The following is a 24,623-nucleotide window of genomic DNA, read 5'->3' on the forward strand; positions in this document are numbered from 1 at the left end:
GATGGCTTCCTGGCCGAAGTCGGCTGCCGCCCCGCCGGCTCTGGCCAGGGTGTAGGCCTCGTCGATGAAGAGCACGCCGCCCATGGCGGCTTCGAAGGCGGACGTGGTCTTCTCGGCGGTGTGCCCGATGTACTGGCCGACGAGGTCGCGGCGGGAGACCTCGCGGAATTCGCCGTTGGGCAGGACACCGAGGGCTTTGAGCAACCGGCCGTAGATGCGGGCCACGGTCGTCTTACCGGTGCCCGGTGCGCCGGTGTAGATCAGGTGGTGACTGGCGGAGCCGACGGAGAGTCCGGCGCTGCGCCGCCACTCGTTGACCTGGATCTCGTCGATGAGGGCGCGGACCTCGCCTTTGACGCCGGCGAGGCCGATCATCGCGTCGAGCTCACCCAGCAGACGTTCCACCTCGGCGGCGTCCTGGGCGGAGCCGGCCACGCCCACTCCGGCGGACGGCAGGCTCCCGCCGTCGCGCAACGTCACCGTGGCCCGGGCCGCCGGGTCGACGAGGACCGGCGGGTCGGCGGTCCGCTCGACCAGGCACTGCTCGACCCAGGCGGTGCAACCGGCCCCGACGACGATGCCCGGCCCGGCCGTCCCGTGCACCCACGTCTCCACGATCCGGGCAGCACCGCCCTGGGCCACCGCGATCCCCGCGCCGCCCGCGCCGGACACCTCACAGCGTTCGATCACGGGCCGGCCGCCCTGGTAGACGTAGACGCCCCGGCCGCCGCAGCCGGTCACCTCGGTGGTGCGCAGGACCACATCGGCGCCGAGCCGGGCGATCACCCCGTCGCCGCCGACCCCGTGCACCTCGCACGCGTCGACCGTGCCGCCCGCGTCGGAGAAGACGAAGCCGTGCCGGCCGCGGGTCACCCGGACCTCGACGGCCTGCACCGTCGCGCCGTCACCGGCCTGAACGCCGGCGCCGTCGCCGGCGGCCAGATCGCAGCGGCGCAACCGCAGCCGGCCGCCGGACACCGCGACCACGGGGTGATCGCCCGCGATCAGGGTCAGGCCGTCGATCTCGACGTCGCCGTCCGTGACGTCGAGCGCCGGACCGGGCAGCCCGGAGGCGTCGATCACCGCGGAACCGGGGTCGCCCGTGGCGCGCAGGGTGACCCGCCGGCGGGTCACCGCGATCAGCTCGGGGTAGGTGCCCGGGGCGAGCAGGACGACAGCGCCGTCCGAGGCGGCCTCGAGCGCGTCACGAAGAGTCGGGAAGGTGCCGGGAACCGCCAGGGTGCTGACCACGAGTGGAACTCCTCAATCCACTGTCCAGCCCGGAAAAGGCTCTGCGCCGAGGCTAACGCCCCGGCGCAGATCATGGCGGAAATCGATCGAGTGGCTCGTACCCCGGAAGGTTGGGATCCAGCTTCGGTTTCGTGAGGGGGCGGGCGTCGCAGCCCGGCCATCCCTGACGAGGAGTCAGCGGGGGCGCTGCTGGCGCATGCCCTTGCTGGGCCGCATGTTCTTCGGAATCGCACCCTTGGGCATCTGCGGGCGGGCCATCAGCGCGCCGAGCCGCTTGTCGAGGGAGTTGACGTCCTTGCCGGTGAGGTTGCGCGGCAGGCGCAGCATCGTGGCGCGCAGCTTGCGGACCGGCAGCTGGCCCTCGTCGGTGCCGATGATGTAGTCGTAGATCGGGGCGCTGCCGATCACCTTGGACAGGCGGCGCTTCTCCTGGCCCAGCAGGGACCGGACGCGCTGCGGGTCACCCTCGGCGAGCAGGATCACGCCGGGCCGGCCGATCACCACGTGCACCATGTCGAACTGCGTCGTCGAGCTGGCCGCGGGACGCACCCGCCAGTCGCCGCGCATGTTCTCCATCAGCGAGGCTGCGGCGCCGGGCTGGCCCTCCGCGACGTTCATCATCGCCGTGTTGGATCGCAGGTTGAGAACGATCAGCACGGCCAGCAGCGTGATCAGGATGCCGACCGGGATCCACAGCAGTCCCCAGCCCAGAAGCACGGCCGTCACGGTCAGCGCGACCGGGATCGCGACCGCTGCGACGACGAGTGGAAGGAACCACTTGTCCTGCTTTGCCGTGAACGAGAACACCTGGCCTATCTGCTTCAGGCGATCGCGGAACGACACCTTCTCCTGGGGCTTTGCCATAGCCGCAAAGTGTAGTGGTGCTCAGGTAACTCACGGCGTCCCGGGGACCGCGCTGATCGTGAGCTACCGGGAGGTGGACGGCGATACCGGGCGTCCGGCGCCCGCGGGCCCCGATCCTTCACGCGAAGGGCCGGTCCGGTTCCGCCCGAACCGGCCGCCAGGAATGTCTGATCTTCCCCCGGAACCGGCCCGAACCGGAACCGGCCCGAACCGGAGGCGACCCCATGCCGGAGCGGGTGCCGGGGTGGAGTGAGGCTGGTGCGCCCGGGTTGCGTCGTCGCGGAAGGTTCAAGCAGCGCCCGCCGGGACCCGATCAGAGGGCTCCAACCAGTGAGGGCGTCCCGCAACGGGTCAGGCCCTTCGTCCCCGGGAGGTAACACATGGATACCGCCGTCGACGTGGCCTACGCCGTGCAGGAGAGCCTGATCGGCCCCGGCGCCATCGTCCCGTGGTGGGCCTGGGTCGCCCCACTGCTCATGGTCTTCGGGAAGCTGCTGTGGCCGGTGATGGTGCCGGACAGCACGCCGCTCCCCGCCAAGAAGGACAAGAAGGGCAAGAAGAAGAAGTAACGGCGAAACTCCCGGTGCGTACGCGCCGGGAGTTTCTGCGATGGTGCGAGAAGCCTGGTCAGCCGCGGGCTTCGAGGGCCTGCTTGTAGAGCCGGCCGGCCCGGTACGACGAGCGGACCAGCGGACCGCTCATCACGCCGGCGAAGCCGATCTGCTCGGCCTCCTCGCGGAGCTCGACGAACTCCTCCGGCTTGACCCAGCGCTCGACCGGGTGGTGCCGCGGGGTGGGCCGGAGGTACTGCGTGATGGTGATCAGCTCGCAACCGGCCGCGTGCAGGTCGCGCAGGGCGGCGGAGATCTCCGACCGCTCCTCGCCCATGCCCAGGATCAGGTTGCTCTTGGTGACCAGCCCGGCGGCGCGCGCCTGGGTGATCACGTCGAGGGAGCGTTCGTAGCGGAAGCCGGGACGGATCCGCTTGAAGATGCGCGGAACGGTCTCGACGTTGTGGGCGAGCACCTCGGGAGCGGCGCCGAACACCTCGGCCAGCTGGGTGGGGTCGGCGTTGAAGTCGGGGATCAGCAGTTCCACGCCGCACTCGGGCAGCAGCTTGTGGATCTGACGCACGGTCTCGGCGTACAGCCAGGCGCCGCCGTCCGGCAGGTCGTCGCGGGCCACGCCGGTGACGGTGGCGTATTTCAGGCCCATGGTGGCGACGGACTCGCCGACCCGGCGCGGCTCGTCGGCGTCGAACTCGGCCGGCTTGCCGGTGTCGATCTGGCAGAAGTCACAGCGACGGGTGCACTGATCGCCGCCGATGAGGAAGGTCGCCTCGCGGTCTTCCCAACACTCGTAGATGTTGGGGCAGCCGGCCTCCTGACAGACGGTGTGCAGGCCCTCTTTCTGCACGAGTCCACGCATCTGCGTGTACTCGGGACCCATTTTCGCCTTGACCTTGATCCACGGCGGCTTCCGCTCGATGGGAGTCTCGGCGTTGCGCGCCTCGATGCGCAGCATGCGGCGGCCCTCGGGAGCAATAGTCACAACCTGAAGATACGCCCGTCACGGCGCGACGCGAGTCAGGGGCGACGAGGCTCACGTGACGTATGTTGTGACTGCCGTCACCCCTTGCTGGTAAAAAGCTCGTGCCGATTCGAGGGCCGGTTGTTAACCTCGGCGGCACGGCGACGACGGGACCGAGTAAGGCTCCGGAATGCCGGCCGAGAGAGCCACCGACAGCTGTGAGGGTGGCCCGAGCGCCGGAGCACGAAGACACCCCCGAGCCGGGCAGGACAAGAGGCGCCCGCGAGGGCGCGAAGGTGTGGTGGCACCGCGAGGTTCCCGCTCGCCCACACCTCCCTGGGGCCGCGTTGCCGCACCAGAGGAGGTCATCGCCGTGCAACGCATCCTCTCCACCGACCTTTCGGCGCATGTGGACAGCAAGGTGACCGTGGCCGGCTGGGTGCACCGCCGCCGGCTGCTCAAATCGGTGGCGTTCCTGATCGTGCGGGACGCCGGCGGGTTCAGTCAGGTGGTGGTCACCGAACCGGCGGTCCGGGACCAGCTCGAACGGCTCTCCGAGGAGAGCGTCGTCGAGGTGGTGGCGGTGGTGACCGCCAACGGGCAGGCGCCCGGCGGGATCGAGTTGACCTCGCCGGAGATCCGGGAATTGTCCGCGGTGCGCGTACCCCCGCCATTCGAACTGCATCGGCCCACGCTCAGCGCGGGCCTGGCCGCCCAGCTGGACCACGCGGCTCTGAGCCTGCGCCATCCCACCCGCAGCGCACCCCTGCGGGTCGCCGCCGCGGCCACCGCGGGCTTCCGCGCGGCGCTGGAGGCGCAGCGCTTCGTCGAGATCCACACCCCGAAGATCGTGGAGTCGGCCACCGAGTCCGGGTCGAACGTGTTCGCCCTCGACTACTTCGGCCGGCCCGGCTACCTCGCGCAGTCGCCGCAGTTCTTCAAACAGCTGATGGTCGGCGTGCTGGAACGCGTCTACGAGGTGGGGCCGGTGTTCCGGGCCGAGCCCAGCGACACCGCCCGGCACCTGGCGCAGTACACCTCGCTCGACGCCGAGATGGGGTTCGTCGGCGACCACCGGGACGTGATGGCCGCGCTGACCCGTACGGTCGCCGGGATGATCGGTGAGGTCCGGGAACGCACCGGCACGACCGTCCCGGAGGTGCCCGCGGAGATCCCGGCGGTGCACTTCACCGAGGCGCTGCGGATCGCCGGCGCGCCCGCGGACGAACCCGACCTGGCCCCGGCGCACGAGCGTGCGCTGGGGGAGTGGGCGCGCCGCGAGCACGGGTCGGAGTTCCTCTTCGTCACCGGCTACCCGATGCGCAAGCGGCCGTTCTACACCCATCCCGACCCGGCCTGGTCGAACGGCTTCGACCTGCTCTTCCGCGGCCTGGAGATCGTCACCGGCGGTCAGCGGCTGCACCGGTACGAGGACTACGTGGCCGCCCTGACCGCGGCCGGCGAACCGTTGGAGGCCTACCGGGGTTACCTGGACGGATTCCGGTACGGCATGCCCCCGCACGGTGGCTGGGCGATCGGCCTGGAACGGTTCGTGGCCCGGCTGACCGGTGCGGCGAACGTCCGCGAGGTCACCGCCTTCCCGCGTGACCTGCACCGGATGGCGCCGTAGTGGTATCGATGGCGGCGTGCTGATCGATCTCGACGTCCAGCGGCCGCCAAGTCCGCAGCCGCGTCCCCGCGTGCCGTGGCGCCCGGTGTCGCTGCTCCTGGCCGTGGCGTTGACGCTGCTCAGCGGCGCGTCGGCGGCCCGGCCGTGGACGCCCGAGCTCCACCGGGTCGCGGTCACCGACGACCTGGTGGAGTCGTGGCTGCTCACCGAGGACGTGCTCTACCTCGCCGACAAGCAGGAGGGCGCGACCGCGCTGGAGTTGTCGGCGGTGTCGCTGACCGGCGGCGGCGTGCTGTGGAGCCGGCTGGTCGAGGCGGAGTTCCCGACGCTGACCGTGGCCGGGCCGAACCTGGCGGTCCTGTCGGAGGGCTCGACGCCGCTGGTCGTGGACGCCGCGACCGGGGCGGTGCGCTGGGAATACCAGGGTTTCGGGACGGCGGTGCCGGCCGGGGACGGGTTCCTGCTGAGCGACGAGGAGAACCTGGAGTTCTTCGACCCGGCGACGACCCGGGTTCTCTGGTCGGTGCCGCTGCCGGACCCCGTGGTGGCCGCGGCCACCGACGATCACCATCTGGTGACCCTCGACCGGAACAACGACGTGTGGGCCTACGACCGGGACACCGGTGCGGTGCTGGCGAGCAACGCGGCGGTGATCGGTGACCGGTTGACGATCCAGGACGGTGGGGTGTTCGTCCTCAGCGACCTGGAGCTGATCGCGCTGACCCTGCCGGATCTCCGGCGCCGGTGGATCACGGCGATGCCGACGCCGTTGGCACTGACCGGCTGCGGCACGCTGCTCTGTGTGGGCGGCGCCTCGGGCCTGATCGGGGTGGACCCGGCGACCGGGGAGATCAACTGGCGGCGGGCCGAATGGACGGCCTGGATCGACGGGGTGGCGGCCGGCGGGGACGACGACGGCCTGGTGCGCCTGGACCCGGAGACCGGCGAGGTAGCGGAGACGCTGGGCCGCGGGTTCGTGGTCGGCGACGTGTTCCTGCGACCCGGTCAGGGCCGGAGCTGGGTCACCCGGGACGGGGCCGTCCTGGGGACGATCCCGCAGGTCCTGCCGTTCGGATGCGCCCGCGCGGGCCGGCACCTCGCCTGCCAGGTCGACGACTACCGGGTCACGGTGTGGCGCCTTGCGTCATGATCCGGTGATGATCGATCTCGACGTCGCCGTGCCGGAACCGGTGTCGCCGCAGCGGTGGCGCCCGTCCCGCTGGACGCGGGCGGCGGGCGCGGGCGCGCTGCTGCTCACCCTGGGTGCGGCGGCGCCCGCCGATCATCGTTCTCCGGGGGTACGAGAGACCGCCCACGTCGACGGGGCTTTCCTGCTGACCGAGTCCACCCTTTACACGGTCGGTTCCGGGGACCGGCCGGAGATCGTGGCGCAGCCGCTGCAGACCGGTGGCGTGGCATGGCGGCATCCGGTGAACTCGGCCGACGCGGCGCCGCTGCTCGGTCTGGTGGGTTCGATGCTGCTCGTCTCGATGGGCCTGGAGACGGTCGTGCTGGACACGGCGACCGGCGAGGAGTTGCTGCGGACACCGGACTCGTCGTACGCCGTGGTGGCCGGCGACAAGCTGCTGGTGACCAGCGAGGACGGCGATCTCAGCCTGGTGGACCCGGCGGCGCCGCGGGATGCCCTGTGGACCGTGCCAGGGGCGGCGCCGACCGCCGAGGTCGACCCGGCCGGTCGCTGGGTGCTCAGCATGGCCGCCGGCGGGATGGCGGTGGTCCGGTCGATGGCGGACGGCCGGGAGCTGACCCGGCGGAACCTCGCGGAGTCGACCGACACCGCGCTCACCGTGGCGCCGATCGTCGGTGACCTGGTGCTGCTGATCAGGCCGCGGGGCCTGTCGGCGTACCGGCTGCCCGATCTGACGCCGCTGTGGCGGGTGCCCGGCACCGGGGCGCATCAGGCGGTGAGCTGCGGGGACCTGATCTGCCTGACCGGGATGAACGGGATGACGGCGCTGGACCCGGCGAGCGGGCGGATGGTCTGGACCGCGCCGGAATACCTGTCCTTCGAACCACTCGGGTCGAACGCGCAGAGCGTGGTGATCGATCCGGTGAGCGGTCAGGTGGTCGAGGCGGGCGTGCCGGCCGCGCGCGGGCTGGCGATCACCCAGGACTCCCGGGTCAACGAGATCGACCTGTCCAGCGGGTGGACCGTGCGAGAACTGGGGCAGGGCGGGGTGGCCGGGCCGTGGACGCTCCGGATCAGCACCGAGGGCGTGGTGGTGACCGAGGCGGCCACCGGGGAGTTGCGTGGCGTGCTGCAGAACGCGGTGCCGTCGTTCTGCAGCACGGCCGGTCGTTTCCTGGCCTGTCCGGATGCTGCCGGGGGCCACACCGTCTGGGAGATCGGTTCTTAGAGGAACACGGCCAGCGTCACCACGGCGACGATGACGAACGGGACGATCGTGGTGCAGACCAGGATGGTCCAGGCGATCGGGTGGCCGAAATTCAGCACCATCCCGCCGCCCTTCTTCGCGACGAAGACCCGTTTGTCCTGCGGGTTGCGGTAGAGCGCCATCAGAACAGCGTGGGCAGGTGCCGCTCGACCACCGGCAGCACCTCGGCGACCGGCACCGGGCGACCCAGCTCGGCACTGAGTGAGGTGACACCGGCGTCGCTGATGCCGCAGGGCACGAACCGGTTGAAATTCGCCAGGTCGCAGTCGGCGTTGATGGCGAAGCCGTGCAGGGTCACGCCGCGTTGCACCCGGATGCCGATCTGAGCGATCTTGCGGTCGGGCCCGCCGTCGGTGGCCTTGACCCAGGCGCCGCTGCGGCCCTCCACCCGCTCGGCCGTCACGCCGAACTCGGCGCAGACGTCGATCAGGAGCTGCTCGGTGCGGCGGACGTAGGCGACCACGTCGACCGGGGTGGCCAGCTTGAGGATCGGATAGCCGACCAGCTGACCCGGGCCGTGCCAGGTGATCTCGCCGCCGCGGTCGACGTCGACCACGGGGGTGCCGTCGAACGGCCGGTCGGAGGGTTTGGTGCGCTTGCCCGCGGTGAAGACGCTGGGGTGCTCCAGCAGCAGGATCGTGTCCGGCTGGGTGCCGTCCACCACGGCCTGGTGTAGGCGCTTCTGCTCGTCCCAGGCCTCGACGTAGTCGACGAGGCCCGGGCGCAGGACGGTGAGTACGGAGGAAGTCACACCGAAATCCTAATCCCGTTCGGGAACGTCGACCGGATCGAGCCCGGGACGGATGCGCCACACCAGAACGTCGTCCACACGTTCGGGCTCGCCGAGCAGATCGGTGGCCACCTTGCGCAGCGCCTCCCGGTTGAGCATGCCCTTCGGGCCGGTCACCTGGTTCGGCAGGAAGATCGCCTCGAGCTGCCAGTACGCGAAATCGGCCCGCGCCTGCGCCCGCTCCAGATTCGTGATCTTGGTGAGCGAGTTCCACCGGGCCGCCCGGTAGAAGATCCGGTCGGTGGGCAGTTCCGGAGCGCCGACCCGGCCGACCATCTCCCGGCCACTCTCGTCGTAGTTCTGCGGCCCGAGGAAGTAGCCGCCCGGAATGCGGAAGTGCTCCTCGCCCCGGGCCATCGTGTCGGCCTGCCAGCGCATCGTGTCCATCGAGACGTCGATCGCGAGCGGCAGCGAGGTGAGCACGCCGTTGTCCGACACGTAGTCACGCCACGTCCCGTTGGCGATGAAGTCCGGCTCGGTGGCCCGTTCCATCGTCTTCAGCGGCAGCGGGGCGATCGGGGCCAGCGCGGCGACGATCGCGACCAGCAGGGTGGCCCGGCCGGCCCACGACCGGATCCGGCCGCTGAACAGCTCGTCGGCGACCAGCGCCACGACGATCGCCACGATCGCGACGACCACCAGGGTGAACCGGACCGGCAGCGCCGAGTCGAACAGCGGGACCCGCTCGAGCGGGGCGTACAGCATCGGGATGTCGGTCTCCTCACCCATCACCCGCAGGCGCGGGCCGAGCGAGAGGAGGAAGAAGAACAACGCCAGGACGCTCAGCGCGCGCAGCGTGACCCGGCGCTCCGGCGACGCCCGCCGCCAGAGCATCACCAGGGAGAACAGGAACAGCAACACCAGCGGAACCCCGAGGAAGCTGGTCGCCTCGGTGGCGTTCGGGGCGAGGTCCGCGCCGAGGCCGAAGGCACCGGCCACCGACGCCAGCGGGTACGAGATGTACGCCACCAGGTCCTCGGCGTAGAACTTCATCACGAACCCGGTGCCGGAGAACTTCAACGGCCCGTCGAAGTGCATGTACAGCGGGTACGCCAGCAACGCCCCGGCGATCACCGCGGTCACGCCGAGCGAGGCCAGCACCGGCGGCAGTCCGGCGCGCAGCCGCTTGAGCCCGGGCCGGGAGAACACCCAGATGGCCAGGAACATCCCGCTGGCCAGGGCGGTGAAGAAGAGCGCCTCGGCGGCGATCGAGAAACCGGCCGCGCAGAGCAGACCGAGCACGATGCCGTTGCGCAGCCAGTGGCCCTTCTCGGGCAGCTTCAGCACCCACCACAGGACGATCGCGACCATCCAGCCGGACGTCCAGTTGAGGTGGCCGTTGGCGTGCGAGACCAGACCGGGGGAGAACCCGAACAGCAGGCCGCCGATGCCGGCCGCGAGTCCGCTGCGGACCAGCCAGCGGCGCAGCACGAGGTACCACGCGAAGGCGGACCCGGCCAGGTTCAGAGTCAGGATGGTGGCGAAACTGATCTCCGGGCCGAGAAACCGGGTCACCGGGGAGAAGAGCGTGGCGTAGAACGTGCTCGACGTGTTCATCGCCAGGTTCACGCCGCGCGGGGCGTTGAACAGCGTGGTGAAGAACGGGTCGGTGCCGTGCTGCAGGAAGTACACGCCGTACGACAGGACCCACTCGAACTGGGCCTGGTCGCTGACGTTCGCGGCGAGCACGTTGCGGAACGGCGCGGACCACAGACCCTGCGTGACGTACACCGCCCCGGCCAGCGATATCAGGGCCATCACAAGGTGCGCCGACCAGCGGCGCAACCGGGATGGACGGTCTGGTGAGGACGGTCCGTCAGCAGTCGGCGACGGCGTGGTGGGAGCGTTCTCAGCGGTGATCGGGGCGTCAGCGGCGATCGTCACCTGCGGGAGGTTACCGATCTCGGAATTCACCGATCGACCGGGTCCACGCCGGGACGGATCCGCCATACGAGCACGTCGTCCACCTGTTCCGGTTCGCCCAGAAGATCACGCGCGGTGGCCTCGACGGCACCGCGGTACAACGTCATGTGATCCGAGCCGGTGATCTCCTCGGCCAGGAAGACGGCCTCCACACCCCAGTAGGCGAAATCGGACCGGGCCTGCTCGCGGTCGGCGTCGGTCAGCTGCGTGACGTAGCCGTACAGGGCGGCCCGGGTGAACAGCCAGTCGGTCGCCAGCGGCGGCGCGCCGATCCGGCCGATCTGCTTCCGGCCCTCTTCGCCGGTGGTCTGCGGGCCGAGGAAGTAGCCGGACGGGATGCGGAACTGCGGACCACCACGGGCCATCGTGTACGACTGCCAGCGCTGACCGTCGGCCTGCACGTTGAGGGCGAACGGCAGGGCGGTCAGCACACCGTTGTCGGACACGTACCGCTGCCAGGTGCCGTCGGCGATGAAGTCCGGCTCGGCGGCCCGCTCCTGGATGCGCAGCGGCAGCGGCACCAGCGGGAGCAGGCTCACCACGAGCGCCGAGATCAGGCCGGTGCGCAGGTTGACCGAGGTGATCCGGTCGCTGACCAGTTCCTGCACGATCAGGGCGAGCAGCACGCCGAAGACGCCGACCAGGGCGAGGGCGTACCGCAGAGGTAGCGCCGAGTCGAACAGCGGCAGGTGGGCAAGCAGGGCGTAGGGCAGCGGGATGTTCAGCTCCGCGCCCATCCAGTTGAACCGCGGCCCCCAGGACAGCACCAGGAAGACCAGGCCGGTCACGCCGACGGCCCGCAGGGTCGCCTGCCGCCCCGGAGCGGCCCGTCGCCAGAGCACGACGAAGACCACCACGATCAACATCAGCAGGGGTACGCCGAAGAAGGACGTCTCCTCGGTGCGGTTGGGTGCGAGGTCGGAGTGCAGGCCGAGGAGTCCCGCCAGCGACCGGCTGGGGAAGGACAGGTAGGCCGCCGCGTCCTCGACGAAGTACCGCTGGTTGAAGCCGGTCCCGGAGAACGACTGCGGACCGGCGAAATGCATGTAGAGCGGGTACGACAGGAGCGTCCCGGCCACCGCGGCGGCCACGCCCAGCGCCCGCAGCACGGTGGTGAACGCCGCCTTGGCCTCCTCGCGGACCGGCCGGGCCAGCGACCAGACGCCGAGGAAGACACCGCTCGCGATGGCGGTGAAGAACAGGCCCTCCGCCGCGATCGAGAAGCCGACCGCCAGCGTCACGCCGAGCAGCAGGCCGTTGCGCAGCCAGCGGCCCTCCTCGCGCAGTTTCAGCACCCGCCACAGCACCACCGGTGCCACCCAGCCGGCACTCCAGTTGAGGTGGCCGTTGGCGTGCGAGACGAAGCCCGGCGCGAACCCGCAGAACAGTCCGGCGACCCCGGCCGCCAGCGGGCTGGTGACCAGCCAGCGGCGGAGGAAGAGATACCACACCATGGCGGCGCCGGACAGGTTCAGCGTGAGCAGGGTCACGAACGAGAGCTGCGGGCCGGCCAGGTGGGTCAGCGGCGAGAACAGCACGGTGTACACCGTGATCGACGTGTTCGCCGCGAGGTTGACCCCCAGCGGGGCGTTCAGCAACTCGGTAAAGAACGGGTCCGAGCCGTGTTGCAGCGTGTAGACGCCGTATCCCAGCAGCCATTCGAAGAAGGCCTGATCGCCGACGTTGTCCGAGAGGACGTGCCGGTACGGGTCTGACCACAGACCACTCGTCACATAGACGGCGAGGGCCACCGAGACGACACCCATGGTCACGTGGGCGCGCCACGGCCGGCGGGTGCGCGGCGGGGCGGCCGGCGTCTCGGGGGGATCTGCGGATGCGGCGGGGGCGGGGGCGGCGACTGACATCAGCCGCAGGTTAGCAAGATATTCCGTGTGCTCAGGGAGCCATCGCCGGTTCGGGGCGCAGCGCAGCGGCCATCGCGGCCTCGATCTCCGGGTACGCCCAGGTGAACCCGGCAGCCTTCAGCACCCCCGGCACCACCCGCTGGCTGATCTGCATCTCGCCCGCCAATTCGCCGATGACCAGGTCCAACGCGGGCCCGGGGATCGACAGCAGTGCCGGCCGGTGAACGGCCTTGGCGAACGCCCGGGTGAACGCGGCATTGGTGCACTGCTCTGCTGAGACGAGGTTCACCGGTCCGGCGACGTCCTCCCGCTCCAGGAGGAATTCCACCGCATTCAGCCAATCGGTCAGGGCGATCCAGGCCATCCACTGCTTCCCGCCGCCGATCCGGCCCCCCACGCCCATCTTGAAGGGCAGCAGCAGCGGCTTGAGCAGCGAGCCGGAGGCGTCGATCGTCGGGGCGGTCCGCAGCAGTACGACCCGGGCGCCGGCGTCCTCGGCGGGACGGGCGGCGGCCTCCCACACCCGGCACAGGTCGGCGAGGAAGGTGGTGCCGAGCGGGGCGTCCTCGCCCGCCTCCCGGTCGCCGGTGTCGCCGTAACAGCCCGCACCGGAGGCCTGCAGCAGGGCCTTCGGCCGTTCGTCCTCGGGGAGCTGCCGGATCGTTCGGGAGATCGTGTCGGTGGTGTCCACCCGGCTGGTCCGCAGCACGTTCTTGTACCGCGTGGTCCACCGGTGGTCGCCGATCCCCGCGCCGGCCAGGTTGATCACCGCGTCCGCGCCGGCGAGCGCCGCGAGGTCCAGGCGTCCCTGCGCCGGGTCCCAGGTGACCTCACCGGTGCGCTGGGCGGGCCGCCGCACCAGCGTGGTGATCTCATGACCGTGCCGACTCAGTTGTCCCGCGAGCCTGGTGCCGAGAAAACCCGAGGCCCCGGCCATGACGATGCGCATGTCCTGATTCTTTCCCGAAGATCCCACGCCGCAAAACAAACCGGGAGGTATGTCTGGTGACATACCTCCCGGTTCGGTGCTTCCGGTGTTTCTTACCGCCCGTGCCTACAGGCCGAGGTCGGCCTCGAACTGACCGGCTTCCAGACGCTCCTTCAGCGTGACCAGGAAGCGGGCGGCGTCCGCGCCGTCCACGATCCGGTGGTCGTAGCTGAGGGCCAGGTAGACCATCGAGCGCGGCGCGATGATCTCGCCCAGCTCCGGGTCGTTCACGATCACCGGGCGCTTGACGACCGCGCCGAGACCGAGGATGCCGACCTGCGGCTGGTTGATGATCGGGGTGTCGAAGAGCGCACCCCGGCTGCCGGTGTTGGTCAGCGTGAAGGTGCCGCCGCCGATCTCGTCCGGACCGATCTTGTTGTTGCGGGTCCGGTCCGCGAGGTCCGCGATCCGCTTGGACAGACCGGCCAGGTTGAGGTCACCGGCGTCCTTGATGACCGGGACGACCAAGCCCTTCGGCGCGTCCACCGCGATGCCCAGGTGCTCGGCGCCGTGGTAGGTGACCGTGCCCGCCTCGAGGTCGAGGGAGGAGTTGACCACCGGGTGCTGCTGCAGCGCCTCGACCGTGGCCAGGGCGAAGAACGGCAGGAAGGTGAGCTTCACGCCGTGCTTGGCCTGGAAGTCGGCCTTGGCCTTGTTGCGCAGGTTGGCGATCTTGGTGACGTCGACCTCGACGACCGTGGTGAGCTGCGCCGAGACCTGCAGCGACTCGACCATGCGCCGGGCGATGGTGGCCCGGATGCGGGTGAGCTTCTCGGTGCGGCCCCGCAGCGGGCTCGGCTCGGCCTTCGCCTTGGCGGGTGCGGCGGCCGGAGCAGCGGCGGCGGGCGCCGCGGCGGCCGGTGCCTTGGCGGCGGCGGCCTTCTCAGCGGCGTCGATGACGTCCTGCTTGCGGATGCGACCGCCCACGCCGGTGCCGGTCAGGGTGGACAGGTCCACGCCCTTCTCGGCGGCGAGCTTGCGCACCAGCGGCGTGACGTAACCGGCGTCGCCGGCACCGTTCGACGCGACCGCGACCGCGGCGGGCGCCGGAGCGGCCGGCTCGGCCTCGGAGGCCTTGGCGATCTGCGGTGCCGGAGCCGTCTCCACCTTGGGAGCCTCGGCCTTGGGCGCCTCCGTCTTCGGAGCCTCGGCCTTGGGCGCCTCGGCCTTCGGAGCCTCCGCCTTGGGGGCGGGGGCGGCCGGGGCCGGAGCGGCGGCGGGCTTGGCGTCGGCCGAGCCGATCACCGCGAGCACCGCGCCGACGTCGGCGGTCTCGTCCTCGGGGACCTTGATCTCCAGGACGGTGCCGGCCACCGGCGACGGGATCTCGGTGTCGACCTTGTCGGTGGAGACCTCGAGCAGCGGCTCGTCGACCTCGACGCGCTCGCCGACCTGCTTGAGCCAGCGGGTGACGGTGCCCTCGGTGACGCTCTCGCCGAGCGCCGGCATCGTGACCTCGGTGCCCTCGGCCGAACCCGCGGAGGCGGTCTGCGGCGCGGGGGCCTCGTCCTCGGCCGGCTTCTCGGTCGAGGGGGTGGTGGGTGCGGCGGGCTCGGGCTCGTCGGCCTGCTCGGCCTCCTGGGCCGGGGCGGGCGCGGCGGAACCGGTGTCCTCGCCCTCGCCGGCGATGACGGCCAGCTCGCTGCCGACGTCCGCGGTCTCGTCCTCGCCGACCACGATCCGGGTGAGCACACCCGCGGCCGGGGACGGGATCTCGGTGTCGACCTTGTCGGTGGAGACCTCGAGCAGCGGCTCGTCGACCTCGACGCGCTCGCCCTCCTGCTTGAGCCAGCGCGTGACGGTGCCCTCGGTGACACTCTCACCCAGCCGCGGCATGGTTACCGATACCGGCATTTTTCCCCAAACTCCTTAACGCTTATGAACGATCGGATCAGCTGTGCGCGTGCGATCAGCTGTGCGCGTGCAGCGGCTTGCCCGCGAGCGCGAGGAAGGCCTCGCCCAGCGCCTCGTTCTGCGTCGGGTGGGCGTGTACGAGCTGGGCGACCTCCTCGGGGAAGGCCTCCCAGTTGGTGATCAGCTGGGCTTCGCCGACGAGTTCGCCGACCCGCGCGCCGACCATGTGGACGCCGACGACCGGGCCGTCCTCGACCCGGACCAGCTTGATGAAGCCGGCGGTCTTGAGGATCTGGCTCTTGCCGTTGCCGCCGAGGTTGTAGTTGTAGGTGGAGACCTTGTCGGCCCCGTACTTCTCCTTGGCCTTGGCCTCGGTGATGCCGACCGACGCGACCTCGGGGTCGGAGTAGGTGACCCGCGGGATGCCCGCCTCGTCGATGACCGCCGGGTTCTTGCCGGCGATCTCCTCGGCCACGAAGATGCCCTGCTGGAAGCCGCGGTGCGCGAGCTGCAGGCCGGGCACGATGTCGCCGACGGCGTAGATGTTGCCGACGCCGGTGTGCAGGCGCTCGTTGACGATCACGAAGCCCCGGTCGAGCGTGATGCCCTGCTGCTCGTAACCGAGGTTCGCCGTCGTCGGGCCACGGCCGACCGCGACCAGCAGCACCTCGGCCTCGAGGGTGTCGCCGCCGGCGATGGTGACCTTGACGCCGTTCGCGGTCTTCTCGACCTTCTCGAACGGCTTGCCGACCTTGAAGTTGATCTTGCGCTTGCGGAAGGCGCGCTCGACCTGCTTCGAGATCTCCTCGTCCTCCGCGGCGACGAGCCGGGGGAGGGCCTCGACGATGGTCACGTCGGCGCCGAACGACTTCCACACGCTGGCGAACTCGACGCCGATGACGCCGCCGCCGAGCACGATCGCCGAACTGGGCACCCGGTCGAGCTTGAGCGCGTGCTCACTGGTCAGCACGTGCGTGCCGTCGACCTCGAGGCCGGGCAGCGAGCGGGAGTAGGAGCCGGTCGCCAGGACGATGTTGCGCCCGACGTAGCGCTGGCCGTCCACCTCGACGGTGTCCTTCGACACCAGCTTGCCGGCGCCCTGCACCACGGTGATGTTCTTGTTGTGCGTGAGCATGCCGGTGAGGCCCTTGAAGAGGCGGCCGACCACACCGTCCTTGTAGGCGTTCACGCCCGCCATGTCGATGCCGACCAGGTCGGCCTTGACGCCGAACTGCTCGCTCTCGCGTGTCTGGTCCGCGATCTCGGCGGCGTGCAGCAGCGCCTTCGTCGGGATGCAGCCGCGGTGCAGGCAGGTGCCGCCCAGTTCCGCCTTGTCGATCAGCGCGACCTTGAGGTCGAACTGCGCGGCGCGCAGGGCAGTCGCATAACCCCCGCTGCCGGCGCCGAGAATGACGATGTCGAAGGTTCCGCCGTTGGGCTGGCTCACGTTGACTCCAGTGGTCGCATCGTCTCCGTGTGGGTCACACAATGGAAACGGTCACAGTCCCGTCAATGACATCTTGTCACTTGCGGACCCGGTCAATGCAGTCAGGTGCCCCATGACGCGTGACCCCGACGTACCCTTGCGGCAGCGAGCGCGAGGAGGAGCAGTGGCGTGGTTCCGGCGGCGTCCCCGGTCTCAGGGCCCGGGAGGGAGGCCGGCCGACCAGGCCGCTCTCGAGCATCTCACGGAGTTCGCCGGCAGTCGCCGCGGTGTCGAGGGTTTCATCGAGCCACAGACGACGGTGACCGAGACCACCCTGTTGCTTGTCGCACACGACGGCGAGTGGACCCGGCGCCGGATCGGCTCCCCGGAGATCGCCCGCCGTCTGGCCCACAAGATCTCCCTGCCGATCTACGATGTCCGGCTCCTGGGCTATCCGCAGCGGATGCGCGACTACAACGAACGCCAGAAGCGCCGCCCGGTCTGAGACCGGGCGACGCCCCAGGGTCTCAGGACAGGTCGTCGATCAGCTTCAGGAACGTGCGCACCGGCACGCCGGTGCCACCCTTGGTCCAGTAACCACTGGCCTCACCGGTGTGGTAGCTGGGGCCCGCGATGTCGATGTGCGCCCACTCCACGCCCTCGCCGACGAACTCGCGCAGGAACACGCCACCCTGCAGCATGTGCCCGGCACGGTCCAGATTGGCGTTGGTCTGACAGATGTCGGCGATCTCCGACTCCATGCCCTTGCGGACGTCGTCCGGCAGCGGCATCCGCCAGACCGGCTCGCCGACCGCGGCACCGGCCGCGTCGACCAGCGCGGTGGCCTCGTCCGAGCCCATCAGGCCGGCGATCCGCTTGCCCAGCGCGACCACCTGGCCGCCGGTGAGCGTGGACGTCTCGAACAGGTAGTCGGTGCCGTCCTGGCAGGCCCGCGCGATCGCGTCGGCGAGCACCATCCGGCCCTCGGCGTCGGTGTTGAACACCTCGACCCGCTTGCCGCCGAACATCGTGATCACGTCACCCGGACGGTACGCCGAACCGGACGGCATGTTCTCCGCGATGGCCAGGTAACCGGAGACGGCCACCCCCGGCTTGAGCGCGGCGACCGCGAGCAGCGTGGCGGCCACCGCGGCGGCGCCGGCCATGTCGGACTTCATCTCCCACATGCCGGCCGACGGCTTGATGCTGACGCCGCCGGTGTCGAAGGTGATGCCCTTGCCGACCAGGGCGACCCGCTTGGGGTCGCTGACGCCCTCCGGCGTGTAGGTCAGCTTGACCAGGCGCGGCGGGGCCTCCGAACCCTGGCCGACCGCCACGATGCCGCCGTAACCGCCGGCCTTGAGCTGCTCGAAGTCGAGCACCTCGACGCCCAGCCCGGCCTCGGTGGCCTGCGCGGCGACCAGGTCGGCGAAGGACGGCGGCTGCAGCTCGTTCGGCGGCATGTTGACCCAGTCGCGGGTCAGGCGGACCGCGCGGCCGACGACCTCGGCCCGCTGGACCTCGGCCTGGACGGCCAGGTCGGTGGCGTCGGTGACGTGCAGCTGCAGCCCGGCCACCGGGTCACGGCGGTTCTTCTGCGGCTTGGTCTTGTAGCCGGCGAACTTGTAACCGCCGAGGACCGCGCCCTCCAGCACCGCACGCAGGGCGGGTGCACCCTCGGCGCTGTCCGGGACGGGCAGGGCGAGGGCGACCGTGGCGCTGCCGGCCAGCGCGCGGACCGCGGCGCCGGTGCCCCGGCGCAGGGTCTCCAGGTCGGGGGCGGCGCCGGTCGGCTCGGCGCCGAGGCCCACCGCGACCAGCAGCGGCGCGGAGATCGTGCCGAGGGTGGCCAGCTTGGTCACCTCGCCGGCCGATCCGGTCGCGCCGAGCAGGGCCAGCGTCGAGATCAGCTTGCCGTCGAAGGCGGCGGCGATGCTCTCGGCGCCGGCGGCGGGCAGCAGGGAGCCGTCCTCGTCGGGCTGGCTGTGCAGGCCGATGACGATGGCATCGACCGCCGATTCGGCCGGGTCGGTGTCGACCAGGCTGAGGCTGGGCTGGGTCACTCGGGCACTCCGGGACGTCGTGCCGGGACGCTGCCGGTGGGCGCGCTCCCGGCGGGTGGGAAAACCGGTGCGAGCCCGCACCGGAGTCAGGTGGTGTCACCGCGACTCTATAGAGCCCCAAGGTCAGCGGTAAGTTGAGTCTCATGTCTGCCGAGCTTCACCAGTCACCGCTGCACGACCGCCACGCCGCTCTGGGCGCCAAGTTCGCCGCCTTCGGCGGCTGGGAGATGCCTCTGGAGTATGCGGGCGGCGGTGTCCTGAAGGAGCACGCGGCCGTCCGGGAGGCGGCCGGCGTGTTCGACGTGTCGCACCTCGGCAAGGCACGGGTCACCGGCCCGGGCGCGGCGGACTTCGTGAACGCCTGCCTCACCAACGACCTGGGCCGCATCGAGCCCGGCAAGGCGCAGTACACGCTGTGCTGCGACGAGAGCGGCGGCGTGGTCGACGACCTGATCGCCTACCTCTACGGCGACGAGCACGTCTTCCTGATCCCGAACGCGGCGAACACCGCCGAGGTGGTGCGCCGCCTGGTCGCCGCCGCGCCCGAGGGCGTCACGGTCACCGACGAGCACGCGAAGCACGCCGTCCTCGCGGTGCAGGGCCCGCAGTCGGCCGAGATCCTCGGCAGGCTGGGCCTGCCCACCACCCACGACTACATGTCGTTCGAGAACGCCACACTGAGCGGCGCCGAGCTGATCGTCTGCCGCACCGGCTACACCGGCGAGCACGGCTACGAACTGGTCGTCGGCTGGGACGACGCGGCGGCCGTCTGGGACGCGCTGATCGCGGCCGGTGTCCGGCCCTGCGGCCTGGGCGCCCGCGACACCCTGCGCACCGAGATGGGCTACCCGCTGCACGGCCAGGAGCTCTCCTTGGAGATCAGCCCGGTGCAGGCCCGCTCCGGCTGGGCGGTCGGCTGGACCAAGCCCGCCTTCTGGGGCCGTGACGCCCTCCTCGCCGAGAAGGCCGCCGGTCCCCGGCGCCAGCTGCGCGGCCTCGAGCTCACCGGCCGCGGCATCCCGCGCGGGCACATGCAGGTGTACGCGGGTGAGCAGCTGATCGGCGAGACCACCAGCGGCACCTTCTCGCCGACGAAGAAGGTCGGCATCGCGCTGGCCCTGATCGACACCGCGGCCGGCGTCGCGGACGGCGACCCGGTGCAGATCGAGGTCCGCGGCAAGCGCATCGAGGCGAAGGTCGTCAAACCGCCGTTCGTCACGCCGTCGGTGCGCTGAACACCGGCTGTGGTGATCCGGGGCGGCCTACACGCCTGAGGTCACCACAGCGGATCCGGCGGTGCGCCGAGCGTCAGTGCGACCACGGCGACCGTGGTCGCACACTCGGCGGCCGCCCCCAGCACGTCCCCGGTGACGCCGCCGAATCTCCGTACACCATGGCGCACCAGAAGGACCACGACGAGCATGGCGGCGGCGACGGCGGCCGGGCCCTGCCACGGACGGCCCGGCACCGCGGCGGTCGCCAGCGTCGTCACGCAGGCCGCGGCCCCCAGCAGGGCCACCGGTGACACCGTCGAGGCCACCAGCGCGCCCAGGCCCTCCGGACGGGCCGCGGGCACTCCTCGGCGGCAGGCGACGGTGATCGCCAGCCGGCCGGCCGCCCAGGCCGTCACGATCGCCCACGGACCGGCCGCGGTGAGCGCGCCCGCCTGGATCAGCAGGGTCAGCGCGACCGCCGCGACCCCGAACGGTCCGATGTCCGGCTTTTTCATGATCTCCAGGGCGGCGTCGCCGGACCGGTAGGAGCCGAGCGCGTCCACCGTGTCGGCCAGCCCGTCCAGGTGCAGGCCCCGGGTGAGCAGCACCCCCGCCGCGACCGTCACCCCGGCCGCGACCATCGCCGGCGCGCCGAGCACCCGCAGACCCTCGTGCAGGCCGGCCAGGACCAGGCCGAGCAGCGCGCCCACCAGCGGTGCGGCGGTCATCGCCACCGCCGCCGCGGACCGGTCCACCCGGCCCGCGCGCAGCGGGAAGACGGTCAGGGTGGTGACCGCCAGACGCAGACCGTCAAACACCCGGCTCGATCTCGTCCTCGTCCTCGTCCTCGTCCTCGTCCGCGGGCTCCAGGGCGCCGTCGCCCTGCTCGGCCAGCAGCGCCGGGTGCACCGGCCGGCCGGCGATCAGGCCGACCGCGGTCCGCAGCACCGGCAGCACGGTCAGCGCGTTCGCACCCTCGCCCAGATCCAGGCCCACCCGCAGCACCGGGGTCAGGCCGAGCACGTCCGCGCCCTGCTTGACCAGCGCCAGCGTGCCCTCCTCGGGCAGCAGGCACCAGTGCCGGGTCTGGCTGGCCAGATCCCGGGCCACCAGGCCGGCCGCGATGCCCAGCGGGCCGTCCAGCAGCACCGGCAGACGGCGGGCGGCCGCGCCGAGCAGCAGGCCGGTGGCGACCGCCAGGTCCGGGCCGCCCAGCTCCCGCAGGATGTCGGTGGCGCCGCGCGGCTCGTGCCGGATCCGGTGCAGGGCGTCCCGGACGGCCGCACAGCGGGCGATCCAGGCGGTGTCGTCGAACCGGCCACCCGGCTGCTGCACCCGGGGCAGCATGGCGACCGGCTCGGCGCCGGTGGTGGCGGCCAGCACCGCGGTGGCGACCGCCTCGACCCCGGCACCGATCCCGGCGACCAGGAGCGCGTCCCGGCCGGCATCGGCGGCCGCGTCGGCGATCTGCCAGCCCCGGCGCAACGCGGCGTCGACCGCGTCCGCCTCGGCGACCGGACCGTCCTCCATCGCGCCCGCGTCGTCCACGCGTACCACGGTGATGTCCGCACCGCTCTGACCGGCGAGCCGGCCCAGCAGACCGTCACCGGCCTCCACCTCGGTGACCCGGCGTTCCACGTCGAACGGATCGGTGCCGGCCGCGGCGCCGCCGCCGTGCCGGCCGGAGATCAGCACCACGCGCACCGCGGACCAGGGCCGCGGCGTGACGGTGTCCTGCGTGGAAGCGGCGAACTCGACGGCCTCGCCGAGCGCGCCCAGACCGGCGCCGGGCAGGTCGACGGTGGCCAGGCGGTCCCGGGCGTCCGGTCCGGCGTCGCTGTCGGGCATCGGCAGGTCCATCCCGGGACCGATCTCGGTCATCCCGGAGGAGACGAGCGGCAGCGCGGTGGTGGCGCCGCTGAGCGCCGCGGCGAGGTTCGAGGCCGGGATGGCGGGGATCGCCATCGTCGCCTCGTCGTCGAGCGGCGGCGCGACGACCACGGGGGTGATCACCGGCGGCGGTGGGGGTGCGGGGGTGACGACAGCGGCGGACACCGCGGCGGCCGGAGCCGTCCGCATCGGCGCCGGCTCTTCCACCGGTGGTTCCGCGGCCTCCGGTCCCGCGGCCTCCGGCCGCACGGGTTCCGGAGTCGACGGCAGGGCCTTCAGCCACACCGGCCGGCCGGCCACCACCAGGACCACACCGTCACAGGCCTCCGCCAGCGCCTGGTTCGTGCTGCCCAGCGCGTCCGCGAACGCCCGCCCGACCGGCGTGACCGGCACCAGCGACAACCCCACCTCCGGGCTGACCAGCACCACCCGGGCCGGACAGGCGCGCACGGCCGAGGCCAGCGCGGCCACGTCGGCCACGTCGTCGTTGGGCTGCCGGGACGGGTCGAGCAGCGCGGCCACCCAGCCGCCCAGATCGTCGACGAGAAGCGTCTCACCCGGCTCCGCCGCGAGCAGCATCTCGGTGAGCCGGACCGGGTCGGCCCCGGTCTCCTCAGTCGACCAGGACTGCGGGCGGCGCCGCTGATGCGCCTCGATGCGTGCCAGCCATTCCGGATCGTCCTCGCCGCCGGCCGCGGTGGCCACATAGCGCACCGACGGCGCGCCGGACACCAGGGACTCGGCGAACGCGGATTTGCCGGAGCGGATTCCGCCGAGCACCAGGACCGTGTTCCACCGATCTTCGGACATGCCCCGTACCTTAGAGCCGGTCCGCGCACGCGGAAGCCGTAGGGTGGAAGCCCACCGACGGACGACGTGAGGGGGCGGCTCAATGCCGTGGAGTTGGCGGTTCGAGGACGTCGACGGAAAACCGGTCGAGGTCCAGGCCGAGACGTTCAGCAACCAGGCGGATGCGGAGTCCTGGATCGGTCAGGAATGGCGGCAGCTGCACGCCGCCGGGGTGAGCGTCGTCGTGCTGGTCGAGGACGACCGGGTCGACTATCAGATGAGTCTGGCCCCGGCGGACTGACATGACGTACGAACCGGTCTACACACGCACACCGCGGAACGCGTTCATCCCCAGCCCGGTCTTCGTCGGCATCGTCGCCGTCTTCGTGGTGACCGGCGTCATGACGTGGACCCGGTTCGGCAACGTCGGGCTCGACGTCTTCCTCTTCGTGATCTCGGGCTGGATCATCTCGCTCTGCCTGCACGAGTACGCCCACGCTGTCACCGGTTACTTCTCCGGCGACCTGACCGTGGCCGACCGCGGATACCTGCGGCTCAACCCGCTGAAATACACCCATCCGCTGCTGTCCATCGTGCTTCCGGTGGTCGTGGTGATCCTCGGCGGCATCGGCCTGCCCGGCGGCGCCGTCTGGGTCGACCACCGCTACATCCGCAGCAAGGTCAAGGACTCGCTGATCAGCGCGTCCGGTCCGCTCACCAACGTGGTCCTCGCGCTGGTGCTGGCCGTGCCGTTCCTGCTCGAACTGTCCCCGGCGCTCAGCCAGGACACCGACGGCCGGTACACCACGGACTCCCCGGAACACCTGCCGTTCTGGGCGGCCCTGGCCCTGCTCGCCTTCCTGCAGATCACCGCCAGCATCCTCAACCTGCTGCCGGTCCCCGGACTGGACGGCGGCGGCATCGTGTCGCCGTGGTTCAGCCCGGCCTACCAACGGGCGTGGAACCTGGCGGCCCCGTGGGGCTTCCTCGTGCTGTTCCTGCTGCTCTGGCAGTCCGACCTGGGCACCTACTTCTTCGACCTGGTCAACTGGCTGGCCGACCTGATCGGGGTGCCCTCCTGGCTGTACGCGTACGGCTTCGAGCTGATGCGCTTCTGGAGCTGATCACGGACGCCGCTCCGGGCTGGCGGTGAGCGACGGGTCACGGACCACCACCGGGTCCACGACCTCGTCGATCGCCGCCAGCAACGTGGCCTCCAGGCGTACCCCGCAGGCTTCGGCATTGTCCCGGACCTGCTCCGGCCGGGAAGCGCCGATGATCGCCGCCGAGACGTCCGGGTTCTGCAGCACCCAGGCCAGCGCCAGCTGCCCGGTGCTCAGACCGGCCTCCTCGGCCAGCGGGCGCAGCCTCGCCACCGCCTCCAGCACATCATCGTGCATCCACCGGGAGATGAACCCCGCCCCGGCCTTCTCGTCGGTGGCCCGCGACCCGGCCGGCGGCTTCTCCCCGGCCCGGTACTTGCCGGTCAGCACCCCCTGCGCCAGCGGCGACCAGACGATCTGCCCCAGACCGGCAGCCCGGGACGCCGGAATCACCTCGTCCTCGATCACCCGCCACAGCAGGGAGTACTGCGGCTGGTTCGACACCAGGCGCACGTGCAGTGCCGCGGCGAGCGGCGCGGCCGCCCGGATCTCCTCGGCCCGCCACTCCGAGACGCCGATGTAGAGGGCCTTGCCCTGCCGGACCACATCGGCGAACGCCTCCATGGTCTCCTCCAGCGGCGTGTGCCGGTCGAACCGGTGCGCCTGGTACAGATCCACGTAGTCGGTGCCCAGCCGCCGCAACGAGCCGTCGATCGACTCCAGGATGTGCTTGCGGGACAGCCCGCTGTCGTTCGGCCCGGAACCGGTCCGCCAGAACACCTTCGTGGCGATCGTCAGACCGGCCCGCCGCTCACCCTTCAACGCCCGGCCCAGCACCTCCTCGGCGCGGGTCCCGGCGTACACGTCGGCGGTGTCGAACGTGGTGATGCCGACGTCCAGGGCGGCCCGCACACAGGCGAGAGCCGCGTCCTCCTCGACCTGGCCGGCATGGGTGATCCAGTTCCCGTACGCGAGCTCACTGACCAGCAGACCGGACCGGCCCAGGTGACGGTGTTCCATCACCCG

General features: G+C 71.3%; 22 protein-coding genes. 8 read left to right on the top strand and 14 right to left on the bottom strand.

Going from position 1 to position 24,623, the window contains the following annotated elements; all coding sequences use genetic code 11:
* The coding region (locus tag WH85_RS25555) for a right-handed parallel beta-helix repeat-containing protein (protein ID WP_045744546.1) at positions 1 to 1,251 on the bottom strand (1,251 nt) is incomplete at its 3' end.
* 174 nt (positions 1,252 to 1,425) lie between these two features.
* Complete coding sequence (locus tag WH85_RS25560) at positions 1,426 to 2,115, bottom strand: DUF4191 domain-containing protein (RefSeq protein WP_045744547.1); 690 nt, start codon at positions 2,113 to 2,115, stop codon at positions 1,426 to 1,428.
* A 380-nt stretch (positions 2,116 to 2,495) separates the two neighbouring features.
* On the opposite strand from WH85_RS25560, the gene WH85_RS25565 reads away from it, so the two are divergent.
* A complete protein-coding gene (locus WH85_RS25565; RefSeq protein WP_045744548.1) occupies positions 2,496 to 2,684 on the top strand; it encodes a hypothetical protein in 189 nt (62 codons plus the stop codon).
* A gap of 58 nt (positions 2,685 to 2,742) precedes the next feature.
* Here the strand turns inward: WH85_RS25565 and lipA are convergent, their stop codons facing one another.
* Positions 2,743 to 3,666 carry a lipoyl synthase gene (lipA, locus tag WH85_RS25570; protein ID WP_425394664.1) on the bottom strand — a complete coding sequence of 308 codons (924 nt, stop codon included), beginning with the start codon at positions 3,664 to 3,666 and terminating at the stop codon, positions 2,743 to 2,745.
* A 352-nt stretch (positions 3,667 to 4,018) separates the two neighbouring features.
* Between lipA and aspS the strand changes: the two genes are divergently transcribed.
* Genes aspS through WH85_RS25585 form a run of 3 tightly spaced genes read left to right on the top strand, consistent with a single transcriptional unit; the run spans position 4,019 to position 7,653 of the window.
* Positions 4,019 to 5,275: an aspartate--tRNA(Asn) ligase gene (gene aspS, locus WH85_RS25575; RefSeq protein WP_045744550.1), complete on the top strand. Its 1,257-nt coding sequence runs from the start codon at positions 4,019 to 4,021 to the stop codon at positions 5,273 to 5,275.
* Positions 5,276 to 5,291: 16 nt separating this feature from the next.
* On the top strand, positions 5,292 to 6,425 hold the full coding sequence (locus WH85_RS25580) for an outer membrane protein assembly factor BamB family protein (RefSeq protein ID WP_045744551.1): 1,134 nt from the start codon (positions 5,292 to 5,294) through the stop codon (positions 6,423 to 6,425).
* A gap of 7 nt (positions 6,426 to 6,432) precedes the next feature.
* Positions 6,433 to 7,653 carry an outer membrane protein assembly factor BamB family protein gene (locus WH85_RS25585; RefSeq protein WP_045744552.1) on the top strand — a complete coding sequence of 407 codons (1,221 nt, stop codon included), beginning with the start codon at positions 6,433 to 6,435 and terminating at the stop codon, positions 7,651 to 7,653.
* On the opposite strand, the gene WH85_RS25590 is transcribed toward WH85_RS25585, so the two are convergent.
* The 7 genes from WH85_RS25590 to lpdA all read right to left on the bottom strand — a co-directional run bounded on the left by WH85_RS25590 (position 7,650) and on the right by lpdA (position 16,559).
* Complete coding sequence (locus tag WH85_RS25590) at positions 7,650 to 7,814, bottom strand: peptide ABC transporter substrate-binding protein (protein ID WP_045744553.1); 165 nt, start codon at positions 7,812 to 7,814, stop codon at positions 7,650 to 7,652. The two genes, WH85_RS25585 and WH85_RS25590, sit on opposite strands and share 4 nt — an antisense overlap.
* Complete coding sequence (gene lipB / locus WH85_RS25595; RefSeq protein ID WP_045744554.1) at positions 7,814 to 8,443, bottom strand: lipoyl(octanoyl) transferase LipB; 630 nt, start codon at positions 8,441 to 8,443, stop codon at positions 7,814 to 7,816. Before lipB ends, WH85_RS25590 begins: the two co-directional genes overlap by 1 nt.
* 9 nt (positions 8,444 to 8,452) lie before the next feature.
* Positions 8,453 to 10,366 (bottom strand): DUF6311 domain-containing protein, encoded by a 1,914-nt coding sequence (locus WH85_RS25600; protein ID WP_342669802.1) that lies wholly within the window; start codon positions 10,364 to 10,366, stop codon positions 8,453 to 8,455.
* 26 nt (positions 10,367 to 10,392) lie between these two features.
* Positions 10,393 to 12,270 carry a DUF6311 domain-containing protein gene (locus tag WH85_RS25605; RefSeq protein WP_045744555.1) on the bottom strand — a complete coding sequence of 626 codons (1,878 nt, stop codon included), beginning with the start codon at positions 12,268 to 12,270 and terminating at the stop codon, positions 10,393 to 10,395.
* Positions 12,271 to 12,301: 31 nt separating this feature from the next.
* Positions 12,302 to 13,219 (bottom strand): TIGR01777 family oxidoreductase, encoded by a 918-nt coding sequence (locus WH85_RS25610; protein ID WP_045744556.1) that lies wholly within the window; start codon positions 13,217 to 13,219, stop codon positions 12,302 to 12,304.
* Positions 13,220 to 13,324: 105 nt separating this feature from the next.
* On the bottom strand, positions 13,325 to 15,112 hold the full coding sequence (sucB, locus tag WH85_RS25615; RefSeq protein ID WP_045744557.1) for a 2-oxoglutarate dehydrogenase, E2 component, dihydrolipoamide succinyltransferase: 1,788 nt from the start codon (positions 15,110 to 15,112) through the stop codon (positions 13,325 to 13,327).
* Between the two features lie 55 nt (positions 15,113 to 15,167).
* The gene (lpdA, locus tag WH85_RS25620) at positions 15,168 to 16,559 is read right to left on the bottom strand and encodes a dihydrolipoyl dehydrogenase (protein WP_045744558.1); all 1,392 of its coding nucleotides are present in this window, start codon (positions 16,557 to 16,559) and stop codon (positions 15,168 to 15,170) included.
* 112 nt (positions 16,560 to 16,671) lie between these two features.
* On the opposite strand from lpdA, the gene WH85_RS25625 reads away from it, so the two are divergent.
* On the top strand, positions 16,672 to 17,043 hold the full coding sequence (locus WH85_RS25625) for a hypothetical protein (protein WP_045744559.1): 372 nt from the start codon (positions 16,672 to 16,674) through the stop codon (positions 17,041 to 17,043).
* Between the two features lie 22 nt (positions 17,044 to 17,065).
* Here the strand turns inward: WH85_RS25625 and WH85_RS25630 are convergent, their stop codons facing one another.
* Positions 17,066 to 18,601: a leucyl aminopeptidase gene (locus tag WH85_RS25630; protein ID WP_045744560.1), complete on the bottom strand. Its 1,536-nt coding sequence runs from the start codon at positions 18,599 to 18,601 to the stop codon at positions 17,066 to 17,068.
* A 143-nt stretch (positions 18,602 to 18,744) separates the two neighbouring features.
* Here WH85_RS25630 and gcvT point away from each other — a divergent pair, with 143 nt between their 5' ends.
* Positions 18,745 to 19,836: a glycine cleavage system aminomethyltransferase GcvT gene (gcvT, locus tag WH85_RS25635; RefSeq protein ID WP_045744561.1), complete on the top strand. Its 1,092-nt coding sequence runs from the start codon at positions 18,745 to 18,747 to the stop codon at positions 19,834 to 19,836.
* A gap of 41 nt (positions 19,837 to 19,877) precedes the next feature.
* Here the strand turns inward: gcvT and WH85_RS25640 are convergent, their stop codons facing one another.
* On the bottom strand, positions 19,878 to 20,633 hold the full coding sequence (locus WH85_RS25640; protein ID WP_045744562.1) for an adenosylcobinamide-GDP ribazoletransferase: 756 nt from the start codon (positions 20,631 to 20,633) through the stop codon (positions 19,878 to 19,880).
* Positions 20,626 to 22,515 (bottom strand): bifunctional adenosylcobinamide kinase/adenosylcobinamide-phosphate guanylyltransferase, encoded by a 1,890-nt coding sequence (locus tag WH85_RS25645; protein WP_083449257.1) that lies wholly within the window; start codon positions 22,513 to 22,515, stop codon positions 20,626 to 20,628. The genes WH85_RS25640 and WH85_RS25645 overlap by 8 nt, the downstream gene beginning before the upstream one ends.
* Before the next feature lie 82 nt (positions 22,516 to 22,597).
* On the opposite strand from WH85_RS25645, the gene WH85_RS25650 reads away from it, so the two are divergent.
* Together WH85_RS25650 and WH85_RS25655 are read left to right on the top strand one after the other, a co-directional pair.
* Entirely contained in the window at positions 22,598 to 22,795 is a 198-nt protein-coding gene (locus WH85_RS25650) for a hypothetical protein (protein WP_045744563.1), read from the top strand.
* Position 22,796: 1 nt separating this feature from the next.
* Entirely contained in the window at positions 22,797 to 23,618 is an 822-nt protein-coding gene (locus WH85_RS25655) for a site-2 protease family protein (RefSeq protein ID WP_045744564.1), read from the top strand.
* Here the strand turns inward: WH85_RS25655 and WH85_RS25660 are convergent, their stop codons facing one another.
* Positions 23,619 to 24,617, bottom strand: coding sequence for an aldo/keto reductase family protein (locus WH85_RS25660; protein ID WP_045744565.1), 999 nt, complete (start codon positions 24,615 to 24,617; stop codon positions 23,619 to 23,621).
* Positions 24,618 to 24,623 lie beyond the last annotated feature (6 nt).

Origin of the sequence: Actinoplanes rectilineatus (assembly GCF_000962825.1) — a bacterium.
GTDB classification, from domain to species: Bacteria; Actinomycetota; Actinomycetes; order Mycobacteriales; family Micromonosporaceae; genus Actinoplanes; species Actinoplanes rectilineatus.

Excerpts from the sequence above, each read along its gene's own strand:
- WH85_RS25560 (WP_045744547.1), bottom strand. The coding sequence starts at position 2,115 with ATGGCAAAGCCCCAGGAGAAGGTGTCGTTCCGCGATCGCCTGAAGCAG.
- WH85_RS25565 (WP_045744548.1), top strand. The coding sequence starts at position 2,496 with ATGGATACCGCCGTCGACGTGGCCTACGCCGTGCAGGAGAGCCTGATC.
- WH85_RS25585 (WP_045744552.1), top strand. The coding sequence starts at position 6,433 with ATGATCGATCTCGACGTCGCCGTGCCGGAACCGGTGTCGCCGCAGCGG.
- WH85_RS25590 (WP_045744553.1), bottom strand. The coding sequence starts at position 7,814 with ATGGCGCTCTACCGCAACCCGCAGGACAAACGGGTCTTCGTCGCGAAG.
- WH85_RS25605 (WP_045744555.1), bottom strand. The coding sequence starts at position 12,270 with ATGTCAGTCGCCGCCCCCGCCCCCGCCGCATCCGCAGATCCCCCCGAG.
- WH85_RS25610 (WP_045744556.1), bottom strand. The coding sequence starts at position 13,219 with ATGCGCATCGTCATGGCCGGGGCCTCGGGTTTTCTCGGCACCAGGCTC.
- sucB (WP_045744557.1), bottom strand. The coding sequence starts at position 15,112 with ATGCCGGTATCGGTAACCATGCCGCGGCTGGGTGAGAGTGTCACCGAG.
- WH85_RS25625 (WP_045744559.1), top strand. The coding sequence starts at position 16,672 with ATGACGCGTGACCCCGACGTACCCTTGCGGCAGCGAGCGCGAGGAGGA.
- gcvT (WP_045744561.1), top strand. The coding sequence starts at position 18,745 with ATGTCTGCCGAGCTTCACCAGTCACCGCTGCACGACCGCCACGCCGCT.
- WH85_RS25645 (WP_083449257.1), bottom strand. The coding sequence starts at position 22,515 with ATGTCCGAAGATCGGTGGAACACGGTCCTGGTGCTCGGCGGAATCCGC.
- WH85_RS25650 (WP_045744563.1), top strand. The coding sequence starts at position 22,598 with ATGCCGTGGAGTTGGCGGTTCGAGGACGTCGACGGAAAACCGGTCGAG.
- WH85_RS25655 (WP_045744564.1), top strand. The coding sequence starts at position 22,797 with ATGACGTACGAACCGGTCTACACACGCACACCGCGGAACGCGTTCATC.
- WH85_RS25660 (WP_045744565.1), bottom strand. The coding sequence starts at position 24,617 with ATGGAACACCGTCACCTGGGCCGGTCCGGTCTGCTGGTCAGTGAGCTC.